The following is a 16173-nucleotide window of genomic DNA, read 5'->3' on the forward strand; positions in this document are numbered from 1 at the left end:
AAGAGGAGGTTCTGGCTACCCCGTCAAGACCCGGAGCCCACTCACGGGACGGCGTTGATCGCGGCGTAGGCCCCGTCGGCGAAGGCGACATCGCGCCGAATTCCGCTCGCGACGATCCGCCACGTGCCACCCGGATACTGGCCGGGTGCCCAGGACGTACCGCCCGAGCGCCACAACGGCTGCCAGGCGGCCATCGCGTGGCCGGCGTCGTACCAGGTGTTGTCGCCGCGCCAGGCCGACGCCCAGCGGTGCACCGCCACCACCGACAGCCCGTCGCCCGTATTCATCGTCCAGGGCGGCATCCCGGTGACGTCCCCGGTGGCCCGGGCCTCCACCGCCGGGTCGCCGACGGCCGGCAACGCGCCGTCGACATTGAACGCGACCTCCCACACCGCCGCGGTCGGCCAGTTGTTGACCGACCACACGATGTCGCTCTGCAGTGCCGGCCCGGTCCAGCGCGGCGCCACCGTCAACAGCCAGTCGGCGGTGACCGGCTCGTCGCCGAAGGGAATGCCGACCAGGTTGATCCGGGACCCGTCCGCCGACACGTCGATGCGAGCCGGAGCGCCGGCCCGGTCGGTGACGTCGAAGCGGCCCACGGCAAGGTACGGACTGGTGCCACGGTGCGACGAGTCGAGCGCGGGACGGTAGGAACCGCCGCCCGCCGGGTCCACCGCCAGCGAAGCGATCCGGGCCTGTGGCCAGGTGCGCACGTCGGCCCGTAGGAAGCCGGTGCTCATCGTGTAGCCCCGCTCCACCACCCCCGTCGACCAGGTCAACGGCGCCAGCCACAGCCCGCCCTGGCCCCAGCCGGCGTGGCTCAGGTACCAGTCGGAGCCGTCCACGACGACCTCGGCCGCGTGCGCGTCCAGCACGGCCACCTTGTCGGCGCCGTCGAAGCGCAGCGGGTCACGGCTGCGGTAGACGGCCGTCCGCCGGTAGGCGGCGCCGTAGTCGGTGCCGTCGCAGCAGACGAAGAGGTAGTACCAGTCGCCCCGGCGGACCACGAACGGCGACTCCGTCTGCCCTGCGGCCCGCCCGGTCTGAGGCGACGAGTAGGCGATCGCCCGGGCGCTCCACGTCCGCAGGTTGGTGCTGCTGCGGTAGGCCACGACGTGATTGCCGCCGGTCGGGGTGGAGGTCGCCGTGTAGTACATGACCCACCGGTCGCCGACCCGGGTCACCATCGGGTCGCGGCCCTCCCAGCCGTCGACGAACAGCGGGTTGGCCGTACTCCGGGTCCAGGTGAACAGGTCGGTCGAGGTCGCCAGGTGCATCCGGTAGTTGGCGTAGTCCGGGCTGCCGGCCGCGTAGAACATGTAGTAGACACCGTTGTCGTAGACCACGTGCGGCGCCCAGATCCAGTGCTCGCCCGCTGCGGGATCGGCGGTCAGCGCCATCGGCTGCCTCGTCCACGGCCCGGTGGGCGTGGGTGCCGTGGCATGGCCGAAGGACTTCTCGTCCTGTGGCGCGCCGGGCTCGGCGTGGGTGATCGCGAAGGCGTGCCAGACCCCGGTCTGCTGATTCTTCACAATGGTGTGGTCGTTGTAGTACCACGCCGCCGGCTGGCCCGCACCCGGGTCGAAGACCCGGGTCAGGGCACCGCGCGTCGGCGTCTCCCCCACCGTCTCGTACGGCACGGTGGTCACCGCCGCGACCGGGCCGACACGTCGCAGGGTGATCGTGTCGAGGCCGGCGAAGAAGCCGGCCGACGCGCCGGCGCGGCCGGTCACCGTCACCGTCAGCCGGTGGCTGCCGGTCGCGAGGGAGACCGAGCCCAGGGGCACCGCGCCGGTGCGCTGCACGGTGGACGCGTACCCGTCGAAGAGCTGGCCGATCGCCACCCCGTCGACGGCGAACCGCAGCGTCCCGTAGTCCTGGGCTCGGGTCAGCACACCCCCGAGGTCGTACTGGCCCGGCGGCACCGCGGGCAGGGAGACGGTCACCGAGTCGCCGGCCCGGCCGGCCCGCAGCCAGAGCTGCCGGCCCCCGGACCAGCTCACCCCGCAGCAGTCGGTCTGGGCCTGCACCGGCGCGGTCGCCGAGACGACCCCCAGTGTCTCCGCCTCCACCCGGATCGGGTCCTCGGCCCTGGCGGGGTCCGCCGGGGCGGCCACGAGGGCCGCCCCGAGCAGGAGAACCGCGAGGGTCCGCAGCGCGCGCATCACGGAACGCTCGGCCGGGGCAGGTCGGTGCCCGGCGCGAACTGGTCGTGCCACCGCACGCGGGAGCCGAATCTGGAGCCGGTGGACAGCGCGACGTAGACGTCTGCCGTCGTGCCCCGGGTGAACGTCACCACGTCCATCCTTCCGTCACCGTTGAAGTCGCCGAGCCCGGGCAGCTCGGCGCCGACGGCGAAGTACTCGTGCCATTTCCAGGTGTTCTGCACGAAGCGGGTGCCGTCGGAGAGGGACACGAACACGTCGCCCGTGCCACCGCGGGTGAACGCCACGATGTCGTCGCGCCCGTCGCCGTTGACGTCGCCCACCGCCGGCAGCTCGGTGCCGATGGCGAAGTTGTCGTGCCACTTCCACCCGTCCTCGACGAAGCGGGTGCCGTCGGAGAGGGACACGAACGCGTCACCCGTGCTGCCCTGGGTGAACGTCACGATGTCGTCGCGCCCGTCGCCGTTGAAGTCGCCCACCGTCGGCAGCTCGGTTCCGACAGCGAAGTGGTCGTGCCACTTGATGCCGGGGCCGAACCCGGAGCCGGTGGAGAGCGCGACATAGACGTCGGCGGCGTCGCCCCGGGTGAAGGTGATGATGTCGGCCCGACCGTCGCCGTTGACGTCGCCGACCGCCGGGATCTCGGCGCCGACCGCGAAGAAGTCGTGCCACTTCACGCCGGCGGAGTAGCCGGAGCCGGTGGAGAGCGCAACGTAGACGTCGGCGGCACCGCCCCGGACGAAGGTGATGATGTCGGCCCGACCGTCGCCATTGACGTCGCCGGTGAGCGGAATCTCCCCGTCCATGGCGAAGAAGTCGTTCCAGGGCCGGCTGTCCGGCACGAACCGGGTGCCGTCGGAGAGCGCGGTGAACACGTCCGCGCTGGCGCCGCGGGTGAAGTCGATCGCGTCGTCACGCCGGTCGCCGTTGGCGTCACTGACGTTGCGGGCCCGGGTCGTGGCCGACACCTCGGCCGACGGTGTCCCGGCGTTGCCGGCGACATCGACGGCGACGACCCGGTAGTAGCGGGTCTGCCCCGCCGGCAGCGGGCCGTGCCGGAACGAGGCGACACGGGTGGTGGCGACCATATTGGCGGACGTGATCGCCACGCCCGGAGTCCTGGACGAATAGACCCGGTAGCCGGTCACGCCGACGTCGTCGGACGACGGCAACCACGACAGGCTGAGGGCGTGCACCCGACCGCCGGTCAGCGCCAGGCCGGTGACCGCCCCGGGCGCGGTGACATCGGTGAAGGGAACGACGACGCTGTCGGCCTGGTAGCGGGCCGCGGTCCAGGCCGGGGCGCCTGCGGCGGGGGTGAGCGTCACGGTGACCATGGACTTGCCGGCGGTCAGCGCCACCGGCAGGACGAACTCGTCGGCCAGCCACCGCTGCCGGGCGTTGCCCAGCGGCTGCGACCACACGCCGGCCGGCACGCCGTCCACCGACACCGCCGCCTGCTGGTAGCCGCTGAACTGGTCGGCGTGGCGGCGCAGTCGTACACCCTGGTTGGCCGGGTCGATCGAGATCCGGAATCCCACGGCGGCGGTGGTGCTGCGGACCTGGCCGGTCTCGGTGCTGTCGTCGTCGTCGCCCTCGAAGCTCGACGTCAGCGTGTGCTGGGTCGCCGAGTCGGTGTAGGCGTGGCTCGTCCGGCTGGTCGCGTCGCCGGTGACGATGGTGTCGGTACGCCGGGACGTGACGGTCGGCTGCGTGTAGAGGAACGCCGTCGAGCCGTACTCCGCCGCCATGTCGTTGGCCGGCCCGTGCTCGATGCCGAAGCGCAACTCGGTGCCGTACGACACGGCGTCACCGATCATCAGGCGGTAGGCGGCATCGCACTCGTCGACGCAGCCGCCCGACCGGAACAGGTGCGCCGTGTTCCCGGTGAAGACCCCGCTGTACTCGCCGCGGTTGAAGTACCACCCGGACTCGTAGAAGTCCTCGGTGCCGGTGCCGTAGATGTGCGGCGTCGGTTGGCCGTCGACGTGCACTCGCTCGTCGCCTTCGAGGTAGTTGCGAGTGTTGCCGCCGGTGATATGGCCACGCATCGTCTGCGAGATTCCGACGAACCGGCCCCGGCCGGACTGGTCGGCGACGATCCAGTCCCTGCCGCCCACCGCCTCCGCCCGTCGGGACTGGGTGGTGAAGTAGCCGGCGGGCCCGACTGCGGCGAGCGCGTCGGTCCACTGCGTTCCCGGCGCCGAGGTCACCTCCGCACGGACGCCGTTGACGGCCACGCCGGTGGTGTTCGCGACCACGACGGTCGCCGTCGACCGGAACGGCATCGGCCACCAGGCGCTGTACCAGCCACCCGGCGCGTTGTCCATGCCGAACATCAGGGAGCGGACCCTGCGCTCGCCCAACCCGCCGCCGAAGAACTCACCCACCGGGCTGTCCACCGTCGTACGGCCGTCGAAGGAGATCCGCAGACGCAGACCGGACAGGGTCGATTCGGTGGCCATGCCGTCTGGCACCTGCAACCGCAGCGCGGTCACGGCCCGTGGCCCGGTCAGCGTGGCCACGCTCGCCTGGCCGCCGGCGGGGACATTGACCGTCGCGGTCGCGGTGGTCGCTCCGGGCTGCGACGGCTTGGGATCCCGGGTGCCGGCGGCCCGCAACAGGTCGACGACATCGGTGGCCCGATCAGCGGGGTCGAACCGGACGACCCCTGTCGCGTCGTCGAACTCCCGGAACGTCACGTGGTAGAAGAGCGGATTGTGCTCGGTGATGATCCGCATGGAGTCCCGATAGGGCATCGGCACTTTGACGGTGACCCCACCCGAGGTCTGGTCGGCGTTGCTGACCAGCGGCGCGACGAACGGGGAACCGAGGCCGCCGTCGACGAGGTTCTGCAACCCCGTGTCGACCACGACGACCCCATCGAGCTCGATGCGGATCCAGCCGGTGGCGCTGACGTTGCCCTCGTCCCGGGTGAACCAGATTGACTGCACCTCCCCCGCGCCGCGGTCCTCAGCGAGCACGCAGCCGCTCGCCTGACTCAGGCAGGAGTAGGTGCCGACGAACCCATCATCGTTGGAGCCATCGCGCGCGAAGCTGGAGAACTGTCGGGTCCGGGTGCCGACTGACAGCTCCGGCAGCCGGTCGAGGCGGCGGTAGGTGTCCCAGCCAGTCGGTCCTTTGTCCGCAGCGACCGCGACGGCGGGATCCGCGACGGCTGCGGCGGCGTCGGTCACGGCCCGCGGGGCGGCGACCGCCGCCGTGGGTACGGTCATGACCAGCGCCGCTGCGGCGGCGCCCAGCCAGGAGGGTCTACGGAGCCTCATCGGTGTCCCTTCGCAGCGACCTTCGAAGCAGGGAGAAATCGATTGCTGGAGTTAACTGCGAACACCGATCTTTGTCAATACTTGCCGGCTCGCTTTGTGGCGATGCATGAAATCATCGCCTTCGAACGACGGGGCCGAGCGTGCGCTCCGCATCGGCTGAGCAGGCGTTGCGCACCCCTTCGACCAGCTCGGCCGACCACCGTCAACCACCACGGGACGCCCCTCCAGCAGCACCGTCGGAGCGGCGGGAAAAGATTACCCAGGCGACATCCGTGGGCACGGTGAGTAGTAACCGCTGCACCGTCGCCGCCCTCCGGCCGGGCGAAGATCCCGCCACCCATTGACAGCCATCGGGGTCCTGGCGATACTCCTCAGCAATCGATTTCTCGGGTTTCGCGAGGAGGCGTCCGTGCCACAGCGCGATCACCTCAGCCTCAACGGCGCCACCGCCTCTGCCCGTCCAGCCGGACAGCACACTCCGCGCCGCAGTTCTCGCCCGTTCGGCGTGGCCTCACCCAATGGAGGATCCATGGACAACATTCCTGCCGTCCGCCGGCCCGTCAGTCGTCGGCGGCTGCTCACCGGCGCTGCGGGCGTCGCCGCCGCCGGCACGTTCGCCGGCGCGTTCGCCATGCCGCTGCCCGCGTCCGCCGCCGGCGACGGGCACGGGCTGCGCATCGTGGCCCGCAACGAGAACGGTGGCCGCCTGCAGTACTACCGGTTCGCCACCGACGCCATCGAGTGGGACCCCGCAGTCAACGTGCTGCTGCCCGACGGCTACCACACCAGCGGCAAGCGCTATCCGGTGCTGTACCTGCTGCACGGCGGAAACGCGGACTTCCGGACCTTCCACATGCAGGACAACATCATCAACCTGACGGCCGGCAGGGAGATCATCGTCGTCATGCCGGACGCTTCCACCGGTTGGTACTGCAACCCCGTGAACACCAACACCGGTCCGCGCAACTGGGAGACGTTCCACATCGCGCAGCTGCTGCCGTGGATCGAGCAGAACTTCCGCACCTTCCCCGAGTACAACGGCCGTGCCGTCGCCGGCTTCTCGATGGGCGGCTTCGGCGCCCTCAAGTACACCGCGAAGTACTACGGCCACTTCTGCTCGGTGAGCTCACACTCCGGCCCGGCCAGCCTGCGTCGGGACTTCGGCCTCGTCGTGCACTGGGCCAACGCCACCTCCGCGGCGCTGGACCTCGGCGGCGGCACCGTCTACGGCGCTCCCCTCTGGGACGAGGCCCGGGTCAGCGCCGACAACCCGGTCCAGCGTATCGAGAGCTACCGCAACAAGCGGATCTTCCTCGCCGCCGGCACTTCACCCCAACCGATCAACTGGTTCGACACCGTCAACGAGACCCAGGTGCTCGCAGGCCAGCGTGAGTTCCGCGCCGCGCTCGGCCGCGCCGGCATCCCGCATGAGTGGCACGAGGTCCCCGGCGGCCACTACTTCCGCCACGAACTCTTCGTTCAGGACCTCAACGGCATGCTCGGCCGCCTCCGCCGCGCCGGCTGACTTCTCATCGACGATGCGCCGCCCCCGCAGAGATCCATCGCGGTCCGGCGGCGCATCGTCACCCCTCCGCCTCGCCCTCCCGACGGCACTTGACACAACGACAGGCACCTTTGCTTGCAGTCCAGGACGTTCGAGTACTTTCCTGACGGGAGTGACCTCACATGTCACGGCATTCGAGGACCGGGGTGCGTCGCCTCCTGGCCGTCCTACTCACCCTGGCGGTGGGCGTCCTGACCGGAGCGGTGGCGACATCGTCCCCTGCGTTCGCCGCACCGAACTTCAAGGCGCCGTTCCCGTGCGGCCAGCGGTGGACCTACGACCACCACAGCACTGAGGTCCGGCAGGCCTTGGACTTCGTACGGGCCGACGGAGGAGCCACCGCGGGCACACCGCAGGTGGCCTCCGCCGCCGGCGTCGCCCGGCGACACTCGGAGCCCAGCGGCGCTGGCAACTACATCGTCATCGACCACGGCGGCGGTTGGACCACCTACTACTTCCACCTCAGCGCATATTCGGTGCCCGACGGGGCGTACGTGCAGCAGGGCCAGCAAATCGGGCTCACGGGCAGCACCGGCAACTCGTCAGGGCCGCACGTCCACTACGAGCAGCTCTACAACGGCGTCGGACAGCCGATCGTGATCAACGGGGTGTCGCTGTCGCCGTACCCCGGGCAATACCACCAGAAGTACCTGGTCAGCGACAACTGCGGCGGGTCGTCGACCGGTGGGCGGTATCTGGCGGGTTCGCCGACGGACTTCACCGGTGACGGCCGCGACGACGTGGTCGCGTTCACCCAGGGCTCGCTCAACGACGTCTACGTCTCCTCGTCGACCGGATCATCCTTCGCCGGCACCTCCGTGAAGTGGAACGACTTCTTCGGCCTCAACGGCGAGACCCTGCTCTCCGGAGACTTCAACGGCGACGGCAAGGACGACATCGTGGCGTTCACCCACGGCACCCTCGCCGACGTCTACATCTCCCTCTCCACCGGCACCACCTTCACCAACTCCACCAAATGGCACGACTGGTTCGCGCCCAACACCGAAGTACCAGCAGTCGGCGACGTCAACGGCGACGGCAAAGACGACATCATCACCTTCACCCACGACGCCGCAGCCGACGTCTACGTGGCACTATCCACCGGAACCTCCTTCGGCCCAGGCATGAAATGGCACGAATACTTCTCCATCCCCGGCGAACACCCAGCAGTCGGCGACGTCAACGGCGACGGCAAAGACGACATCATCACCTTCACCCAGGGACCCGCCTCAGCCGCAGACGTGATCGTCGCACTCGCCAACAACACCGGCACCGGCTTCGGCCAGCCACAAAAATGGCACGACCTGTTCGCCGTCGGCACCGAACAACCACGAGTAGGCGACATCAACGGCGACGGCAAAGACGACATCGTGACCTTCACCTGCAACACCGACGCAGACGTGTACGCCGCCATCTCCAACGGCAGCACCTTCCTCGGAACCACCATCAAATGGAACGACTTCTTCTGCCTGGGTGGCGAGTTCCCCTACCTCGCCGACGCCAACGGCGACGGCAAAGACGACATCATCGTCTTCACCAAAGGCAACACCAACGACATCTACGTCTCCCTCTCCACCGGCACCACCTTCACAGCCAGCACCAAATGGCACGACTTCTTCGGCCTCAACGGCGAAACCACGCTCTGAACAGCGCGTCATAGGGAGCGCCGGCCGAACCGGGCCGGCGCTCCGTCGTGCACTCTGCCGACGGATAAGCGAACCCGCGCGGCGGAACACCCGGCAGGTCAGGCCGGACCCGCCCCCAGGGCCCCGGCAAAGTCGCGGGGCGCCGATTCCCGCCCGAAGTTCATCCACCCTCCGGGATTCCTGTTCCGCTCCTTGAGGATGATCCGAGATCCAGGCCAGGCCAGGCCAGGGCCAGGCCAGGGCCAGGACCTTGGCCACGGTCTCGCCGGTCCTGCGCTGTCTCTGTCTCCGCTCCCGCGAATGCCCGGGAGGTCGCCGCCCCCTGCCGCCCCCATGCCACCCCGCGCCGCGCATCGGGCGGTCCGGGAGGCGGCCGGCCGATTGCCTCCCGGCATCCAGTCGGGGACCTGCCTGTCGGCCCCTTTGGAACTGCCCCGTTTACGCGCCCGCTCCATCGGTAGCACAAACGGGGCAGCTCCAAAGGACCCGACAGAGGGTGGACTGGACCGACCCGACAGAGGGTGGACCGGGCCGACAGAGGGTGGACCGGGCCGACAGAGGGTGGACCGACCCGACGGCGCACACCCCGGCCGCGCACACCATCCTCGACCGGCTCGCCGACAGGGCCGATCCGGCGAAGACCAATCCGGCGAAGACCGACCCGGCAGGGGCCGACGATGTCGGTAGCGCACGTATCCCCTGGGACCTGCCAAGCCGGAGACCCTCACGACTTTGCCGAGGCCCTGGACCCGCCCCCGAGAGGCCTGTAGGTGGCCGAGATCGGTGCCGCGACGAGGTGGCTACGGCGACCCGGCAAGCATCCCAGAGCAGCTTGGCCTGGCGGGTAAGGCCGTGGTTTTGTCGTGCCTGTGGTGTTGGCGCTGCCGAGTCAGCGTAGAGGGCCGAAGCCGGCCGCGACGGTCGTAGTCGGCCCTGTGAACCTGCTCGGCGTGGCCGAGCCGTCTTCGGACGGTGCGGCCCCGCTTTCGGTTCCGGCGGTATCCGGGTGGTGCCGGCGTTCGACGTGTCGAGGGTGACCGTGGCCGGGGGCGCGCCGCCGACCGTGACCGTGACCGTGACCGTGACGCGGGCCGCGTCCGGCAGGGCTCAGCTCTTAGCGGGGCTTAACTCTTCAGGCGGCGGCGCAGTGAGTGCCGCAGTTCGTCGGGTAGGCCCTCGATCTCCACCAGCGCGGGCAGCAACTCTGGCTCGGTCAGGTATGCGCGGAAGACACCCGAAATCGTCACGCCGTGGGCCGGCTTGTGCACCACGGGGACGTCCTGCTGACCGCCGCCCGACGGGGCGCCCGAGGTACGCCGCTGGACGACGCCAACCTGCGCGGCTTCGTCGAATCGGCGCTCCTCGACAGTCGCCTCCCGGCTGCCGGGACGACGGTACGGGTGCGCTGGTCGGGCAGCGAGCACGGCCGGGCCGCCGCGCTGCTCACCGTGCAGCCCGCCGGCGGCGGGGTGATCGCGTACGCCATGCACAACGACGCCCGAACCGGCTGGTGGACCGACCTGCGGCTGCTGCTGCCGGCCGCGGGCGCCGACCAGCGACCGATCGGCTGGCGGATCCGGGCCGACAACGGCACCCGTCCGCCGACGGGTGAGGTGCGGGTGATCGCCCCGCCGGACGCGGCCCGCGTGACGGTCGTGGTCGGCGGCGCACCTCCGGCCTCGGTCACCCTCGACGCGTCGAACGCCGGTACCACCCGGATACCGCCGGACCAGCCAGCCACCCTCACCGCGTACTCCAGGGACGGCAGCGTCCTCGGAACCACTCCGTTGCCGCTGGTCGAGGCCAACGGGTCGAGCCTGCCGGGCGACAGTCCGGCTACCCGGGTGGCCCCCTGACAAACCGAAAGCGGGGCCAAGTCGTCCGAAGACGACTCGGCCCCGCCGATCGAGATCCGCCCGGAGCCCTACCGGACACCGAAACGACCATTCCGCACCTAGGCCGCGAGCAGGGTCATTTGTCGGATAGTTGCTGGTCACGGCGGCAATGAGGTCATGTGGGCGGCGGCTGACTCGTCGGGTAGCGCGGGCGATGTTGGCCTCACCGCGCCCCTGCCCACCGAACACGTCCATGATATAGGCCGCCCATAGCTGCCAATCCTACCGTTCCCTCATTGGACACCGGAGCGAGGGAGAAGCAGTGATGGGTCGCTTGACGAGGTTCGGACGTGGCGCAGTGTCGTTGGCCGGGGCAGCCGCGCTGGCAGTGATCCCCGGAACGGTCGCCGTCGCCGGTGTGGCATCTCAGCCCGTGGCCACGGTCGGCATAAACTGCGGCGACTTCGAGGTCTACGCATGGGCGGACGGATACGGTCTGCCGCCCCTGACGCAGGTGAGCGTCACGGTGGACGTCTGGGACTGGGGCACGTTCGAGACCAGCACCAAGACCGAGACGGTGGCCGCCGACGGCACCATCGTCGGACACTACTTCTGGACCGAGGACATCACCGGCCAGGGCACCGCGCGGACGACCATCCGGGACGCTTCGGGCTCTGTGCTCGCGGCGAGTCCCGAGGCGTACAAGGAGTGTCCCATCTGGTAACTCTTTGATCTTGTCCGACCGCTATTCGACCTGCTTCAGCACTGTCTCGATCTTGTCGATGCGGCGTCGCATGTCGGACAGGCTGTCGTTGACCTCGCCGATCTGCCGGGAGAGCGCCTCCTGCCCCTGCACGACCCGCTCCACCAGCTGGCGGTACTCGGTCTCGCGGGCCAGCTTCACTCGCGCTCGCATCCACGCACCGACCTGGGTGAGCAGCACGATGATGAGGGCGAGCAGCGCAGCGAAGAGGCCGATGGCACCAACCAGCTCGATCCAGTCGCCGTTGCTCTTCATGTCTTGCTTCCTTTCTGGCCGTCGAGGTCAGGCGCGTCGAGGTCGCTGAGCGTCCGGGCCGCCTCCCTGATGACGTGCGGCGTCAGCTCGATGGCGAAGGGCACCACCTGGTAGAACTTCAGGGCCTTGCCGTCCTCGGACAACTCGAGGTCGGACGAGACCAGCCCGACCGCCTCGAGTTTGCGCAGGTGCACCTGCAGAAGCGCCCGGCTGATGCCCAGCTCGCGAGCCAGGCGGCTCACGTAGTTCCGGCCACCAGCCAGCGCCGCGACAACCCTCATGCGGTGCGGGCTGGCCAGGGCGGCCAGCATCCGCACCAGGGCGTCCCCGCTGGCCGACGAATCCGTCACATCATCACCCCACGCTTGCTGATCGATGCTATCGACTGCCGCTACTTCTTCGACATCCCACCCTGTCGCGACGGCCGGCACGTGCGGAGCCGGCCCGTCGGCCCGCGCCGACGAGCCGGACTGTACTTCAGGGGCGCTGCGGTCAGCGCCGCCCGGCAGCGCCCCCGTCCGCCGTGATCCGCCGCGCGTGAGTCCCGCCGCGACGAAGGCCGCGGAAAACGCCTCAGTAGTGCCGGGCGCTCGGGACAGGACGCGGGAGAGGGCGAGGCTGGCGGTGCGTACCGCAGGGGCGAGCCGCGCCGGCTCCAGCTGGTGCGCCGGCACCGAGATGGAGAGCGCGGCGACGATCTGGCCGTGCACCAGGACGGGTGAGGCCACGCAGGAGAGCCGTGGCGTTGCCTCCTGCCGGTCGTAGCCGACCTTAGCGGTTGGGCTCACGGCTGCGACCTGTTCGCGCTCATGGACGCGGCCGACGACATCGTCCGTCCCCTGCAGGACCGCCCGGTACCGCGTCGACCGAGAGACGCTGACCGTCGTCCTCGGGCGTCGGCGCATCGGTGCTGTCGCAGACCCGGACGAAGGTCTCCACGCCCATCAGCTCGGTGAACCGTTCCTGGCCGAGTTGCAGGAAGAAGATGCTCTCGGCCTGGCTGCCGTGCGCGGCCAACGAGGCGAACTTCTGCGCGCCGTAGCCGCTGGTGTCCACCCAGGTGGTGATCTCGTCGTCGGGCAGGCCGAGCTGCGGCGTCTCCGACTGCCCGTCCGGCTCGGGTCACTCGACGCCGATCTCCTTCAGCACACGGCCGAACTCCTGGAACGCGCTGCACGACACCTTCGCGGCGATGTTCGTCCGCTCGACGGCGGCCATGGTGATGCGGTGCGCCTGGATGTGGTCGGGATGGCCGTAGAAGCCGTTCTCGTCGTAGGTGACGACGACGTCGGCCCGGCGCATCGCCACGGTGGCCTCCGGGTCGTGCCCCTCATCACCCGGCTTGACCCCACCGGGTCCGTCGCCGCACCGCCCGTCCGTGCGTCCGGCACTGATGCGCCGCAACAACACCCTCGACGTCCACGACCCGACCGGCCCTCGCGTGGTCGGCGGGTTCAATCCCGGCGCGAGGATGCGGGAGACCCTCCTGGCCTGAGACTCCACGGCGGACGGGAGCCGCGACATCCTCCGTCGTGGCCCCGAACCAACCTCTGCGGTCTGCCGCGTGTCCGCGCCAACGGGCGACGCGCCCGGCCTCCACCCGGCATCATGCCCACATGACGTTCTTCGCTCGACGCCAGAGACCATCCCGGCCGACGGCTCGGGCATCGTCACGAGATCGTCGGTGCTGAGCACCTTCGCCGGGGTCTTCGTCGCCGCCCTGGCGTCCGCCTTCATTCCGGCGTTCCCTGTGGAGGGCACGCTGCTCGGCGCGACCGCCACGACCGACCAGGGTCCGCTGCTGCTCGGCCTTGCCGCCGGTTCGGGGCAGACGCTCGGGAAGGTGCTGATGCTGCTGGCCCTACGCGGGACCCTGCGCTCCGAACGGATACGTCGCTGGCTGGACCGCCACCGCCGCAAGGCGCCTCCGGTCACCGCCGCGTCGACGCCCGGGAGCGGGTCGTGGCGGCGTTGGTGGCGGACGACGGTCGCGGCCGTCGAGCGCGGCAACCGTCGTCTGCTCGCCGGGCTGGACCGGCCACTGCTGGCGATGCCGATCGTGCTCCTCAGCGCGGTGCTGGGATTCCCACCCCTGCTGTTGACCGTGTTCGTCGTGGCGCCGACCCGGATCCCGGTGACGGCTTTCGCCGCGGCCTGCTTCGTCGGCCGGACAGCGCGCTTCATCACCGTCAGCCTGCTCCCCCAACTGGCACACATCGGATTGCCCGATTGACACCCTTCCGCAAGTAACAAGACTCACTGCCCAGAGGTGATCGCATGACTGCGCTTCACGCCCCACCGACCGCTCCCGTGCACGGCTGGGCCTTCGGCCCGGACGGGCCGGTGTGCAACGTTCCGAATGCCATCACCGCCATTCGGCTCATCGGTTGTGTCGCCCTGGCGATCCCGGCGATCCTGACCGGCAGCGCCATGTTCACGCTGGCCTCGATCGCCACGTACTGGATCGGCGACATCCTCGACGGCGAGGCGGCCCGCCGGTTGCGCCAGGAGACACGGCGAGGCGCGGTGTTCGACATCGTCGCCGACCGGACCTCCAGCACGCTCGTCATCGCCGCGCTGGTGCAGCTGAGGCCCACCATGGCCGTGCCGCTCGCGCTCTTCCTGATCCAGTTCGACATCCTGGACTGCGCGCTCAGCCTGAGCTTCCTGCGCTGGCCCCTGCTCAGCATCAACTACTTCCACCTCGTCCACCGCGGCGTCTACCGGTGGAACTGGTCACGGCCGGCCAAGGCCGCGAACACCGCGGGTCTGGTGCTGCTGGTCGCGTTCGGTCCGACGCCGGTCTATGCCACGGTCTTCGTCCTCGCAGTGATCGCCTTGAAGGCCGTTTCGGTGTGGACGGTGTGGCGGATACCCCGCTGGTCAGACCCGGAATCCGCCGAACGGAACGCCGGCCGCCCGATTTAAGGCTTCCGCACCGCAAGTCACTTTCCGCGATGATCGAAACACTTTACGTATCGACGCGGCCCGCGACGGGGAGGCCGCCCCCTTTGGGGTAATTCACCTTTGCCTCGCGGCACCCCGCCGAAGCGAGCAGGCGCTCACCGACCCGGCCGAGGGCCGCCCACCGCCCGCGGGGTCGGGGCCCGTCGCAGCCGGCCCGTCGAGGCCCCCTGAGCAGAGCCACAATTCTCGTACGCGAGCCGCGGACCCGACCACCGCCACCGCGAGACCGCGCGGCAGCGGCGAAGAACCGGCCCCGACTCCGATACCACGCCCGGCCGAAGACCACGGCGCGATCGACTTTTGGCGGTCCGACAATCATCCGTTCGGGTTGACCAGCTCAATGAGTGTCGATATCTTCGAATGATCCTCGATCTGCAACCATTCTGACCACTTGCGGATCGACATATCGCTTTGCCACGAAGCTCGAGTGAGCACGTCCTTGGTATCGGTTGGCCTCCACACGCACCGGTCGGACGCGTGCAGGGCTCGGCGACGTGACTTTGCAGGGACTCGGGGGCTCACAGTGCATCAGGCTCAGTGGACAGGATGGCTTCACGCGGTCGTCTACCAGCGGGACGCCGATCCTCTCGCCGTCACGGCACCGGCACCACCCGGTCCGGCTGCGGTCAGCGCTCCTCCCGGCACGGCGTAACACGCACCGCCGCGTCCCGCCCTCACGGACGCGGTGAGTACCCGACGGTTGCGCCGGCCCTCACCGCTCGGCCCCGACGTCACCCCGACCAGGGGTGGAGTCGCCCGAAAGCACGCCCTGCGCACCCGTACGCCTCAGCGATGCCCGCCCAGCCGGGCAGCTCGCTGCGCCTCGTAGGCACGCGGCGCCCCGGTGCCGCCCAGGCCAAACGGACGGAAGGGAAAGCCATGGAGTTCCGCATCCTAGGGCCGGTCGGACTGTGGGCCGACAACGATGACGAGGTGCCGCTCAACGGCATGAAGCAGCGGACGCTGCTCGCGGCGTTCATGTTGGCTCATGGCCAGGCCATCTCCGATCACCAAATCGGGGAACTGCTCTGGGGAACCGACCCGCCGGAAACGTTCCAGGCGCAGATCTACACCTACGCGTCCCGGCTGCGGCGGCGGTTGAGCGACGCCATACAGATCGTCCGCAAGGGCCCGAGCTACACGATGCGGATGCCGACGGCCCGGTTCGATTACGAGGAGTTCTGCACATTGTCCGCGCAGGGAAGCGCCGCCCTGCACCAGAACCGGTACGACGAGGCCGGCGAGATGCTCCGATCGGCCCTGGACCTGTGGCGTGGCCCGGCCCTGGCCGACGTCACCGAGCAGCTCGCCGAGCGGGAACGGCCGGCCCTCGATCAGGCCCGACTGGCGGCGCTGGAGAACCGGATCGAAGCCGATCTCGCCACCAGCCGTCACGAGGAGGTCACCGCCGAGCTGGTCAGCCTCGTCAAACGCCATCCACTGCGGGAGCGGTTCCGGGCCCAGCTGATGCTCGCCCACTACCACGCCGATCGGCAGGCGGACGCGTTCGCGGTGTTCCACGAGGGGCGGCAGTGCCTGGAGGAGGAACTGGGAGTCAATCCGGGCCCCGCACTGCGCTACACCTACAAGGCGATCCTCACCGGCGACGCGGACCGGCGATCGGACCAGAGCGTCGGGCGACCGGGTCGATAGGTCGGATACCGGAGAAATATAGGGGCGCGGCCGAGGGT

General features: G+C 69.7%; 12 protein-coding genes and 3 pseudogenes. 8 read left to right on the forward strand and 7 right to left on the reverse strand.

Annotation, left to right across the window (positions count from 1 at the left end; translation table 11 throughout):
- Window positions 1–41: 41 nt before the first annotated feature.
- Complete coding sequence (locus tag OG559_RS05905; protein ID WP_405113239.1) at window positions 42–2165, reverse strand: family 43 glycosylhydrolase; 2124 nt, start codon at window positions 2163–2165, stop codon at window positions 42–44.
- Window positions 2165–5452: a DUF2961 domain-containing protein gene (locus tag OG559_RS05910; protein ID WP_405113241.1), complete on the reverse strand. Its 3288-nt coding sequence runs from the start codon at window positions 5450–5452 to the stop codon at window positions 2165–2167. Before OG559_RS05910 ends, OG559_RS05905 begins: the two co-directional genes overlap by 1 nt.
- Window positions 5453–5981: 529 nt before the next feature.
- On the opposite strand from OG559_RS05910, the gene OG559_RS05915 reads away from it, so the two are divergent.
- Window positions 5982–6977: an alpha/beta hydrolase gene (locus OG559_RS05915; protein ID WP_405113243.1), complete on the forward strand. Its 996-nt coding sequence runs from the start codon at window positions 5982–5984 to the stop codon at window positions 6975–6977.
- Window positions 6978–7174: 197 nt separating this feature from the next.
- Window positions 7175–8662 (forward strand): FG-GAP-like repeat-containing protein, encoded by a 1488-nt coding sequence (locus OG559_RS05920; RefSeq protein ID WP_405116405.1) that lies wholly within the window; start codon window positions 7175–7177, stop codon window positions 8660–8662.
- Between the two features lie 1124 nt (window positions 8663–9786).
- Here OG559_RS05920 and OG559_RS05925 read toward each other — a convergent pair.
- Window positions 9787–9939: pseudogene (locus OG559_RS05925) on the reverse strand (MOSC domain-containing protein); the annotation flags it as partial.
- Here OG559_RS05925 and OG559_RS05930 point away from each other — a divergent pair.
- Both OG559_RS05930 and OG559_RS05935 read left to right on the forward strand, forming a co-directional pair.
- Complete coding sequence (locus OG559_RS05930; RefSeq protein WP_405117137.1) at window positions 9913–10518, forward strand: hypothetical protein; 606 nt, start codon at window positions 9913–9915, stop codon at window positions 10516–10518. The pseudogene OG559_RS05925 and the gene OG559_RS05930 sit on opposite strands and share 27 nt — an antisense overlap.
- A 493-nt stretch (window positions 10519–11011) precedes the next feature.
- The gene (locus tag OG559_RS05935) at window positions 11012–11221 is read left to right on the forward strand and encodes a hypothetical protein (protein ID WP_405113245.1); all 210 of its coding nucleotides are present in this window, start codon (window positions 11012–11014) and stop codon (window positions 11219–11221) included.
- A 21-nt stretch (window positions 11222–11242) separates the two neighbouring features.
- Here the strand turns inward: OG559_RS05935 and OG559_RS05940 are convergent, their stop codons facing one another.
- The 3 genes and pseudogenes from OG559_RS05940 to OG559_RS05950 all read right to left on the reverse strand — a co-directional run.
- Window positions 11243–11515 carry a hypothetical protein gene (locus OG559_RS05940; protein ID WP_405113247.1) on the reverse strand — a complete coding sequence of 91 codons (273 nt, stop codon included), beginning with the start codon at window positions 11513–11515 and terminating at the stop codon, window positions 11243–11245.
- Complete coding sequence (locus OG559_RS05945) at window positions 11512–11865, reverse strand: ArsR/SmtB family transcription factor (protein ID WP_405116408.1); 354 nt, start codon at window positions 11863–11865, stop codon at window positions 11512–11514. The genes OG559_RS05940 and OG559_RS05945 overlap by 4 nt, the downstream gene beginning before the upstream one ends.
- A 318-nt stretch (window positions 11866–12183) precedes the next feature.
- Window positions 12184–12303 (reverse strand): annotated as a pseudogene (locus OG559_RS05950) (hypothetical protein); the annotation flags it as partial.
- Here OG559_RS05950 and OG559_RS05955 point away from each other — a divergent pair.
- Window positions 12277–12400, forward strand: a pseudogene (locus OG559_RS05955) (4-hydroxy-2-oxovalerate aldolase); the annotation flags it as partial. The pseudogenes OG559_RS05950 and OG559_RS05955 overlap by 27 nt on opposite strands.
- Window positions 12401–12637: 237 nt before the next feature.
- Here OG559_RS05955 and OG559_RS05960 read toward each other — a convergent pair.
- Complete coding sequence (locus tag OG559_RS05960; RefSeq protein ID WP_405113249.1) at window positions 12638–12823, reverse strand: hypothetical protein; 186 nt, start codon at window positions 12821–12823, stop codon at window positions 12638–12640.
- Between the two features lie 376 nt (window positions 12824–13199).
- Here OG559_RS05960 and OG559_RS05965 point away from each other — a divergent pair, with 376 nt between their 5' ends.
- From OG559_RS05965 to OG559_RS05975, 3 genes are all read left to right on the forward strand, one after another.
- Window positions 13200–13748 carry a hypothetical protein gene (locus OG559_RS05965; protein WP_405113251.1) on the forward strand — a complete coding sequence of 183 codons (549 nt, stop codon included), beginning with the start codon at window positions 13200–13202 and terminating at the stop codon, window positions 13746–13748.
- A 110-nt stretch (window positions 13749–13858) separates the two neighbouring features.
- Complete coding sequence (locus tag OG559_RS05970) at window positions 13859–14443, forward strand: CDP-alcohol phosphatidyltransferase family protein (protein ID WP_405116410.1); 585 nt, start codon at window positions 13859–13861, stop codon at window positions 14441–14443.
- Window positions 14444–15361: 918 nt separating this feature from the next.
- Window positions 15362–16135, forward strand: a complete 774-nt coding sequence (locus OG559_RS05975) for a BTAD domain-containing putative transcriptional regulator (protein WP_405113253.1) — start codon at window positions 15362–15364, stop codon at window positions 16133–16135.
- The last annotated feature ends 38 nt before the right edge of the window (window positions 16136–16173 follow it).

The organism is Micromonospora sp. NBC_01405, from assembly GCF_045040155.1.
Classification (GTDB): domain Bacteria; phylum Actinomycetota; class Actinomycetes; order Mycobacteriales; family Micromonosporaceae; genus Micromonospora.

Bases quoted from the DNA above. Each gene is read 5' to 3' on its own strand.
- OG559_RS05905 (WP_405113239.1), bottom strand. From the start codon at position 2,165: ATGCGCGCGCTGCGGACCCTCGCGGTTCTCCTGCTCGGGGCGGCCCTC.
- OG559_RS05915 (WP_405113243.1), top strand. From the start codon at position 5,982: ATGGACAACATTCCTGCCGTCCGCCGGCCCGTCAGTCGTCGGCGGCTG.
- OG559_RS05910 (WP_405113241.1), bottom strand. From the start codon at position 5,452: ATGAGGCTCCGTAGACCCTCCTGGCTGGGCGCCGCCGCAGCGGCGCTG.
- OG559_RS05940 (WP_405113247.1), bottom strand. From the start codon at position 11,515: ATGAAGAGCAACGGCGACTGGATCGAGCTGGTTGGTGCCATCGGCCTC.
- OG559_RS05975 (WP_405113253.1), top strand. From the start codon at position 15,362: ATGGAGTTCCGCATCCTAGGGCCGGTCGGACTGTGGGCCGACAACGAT.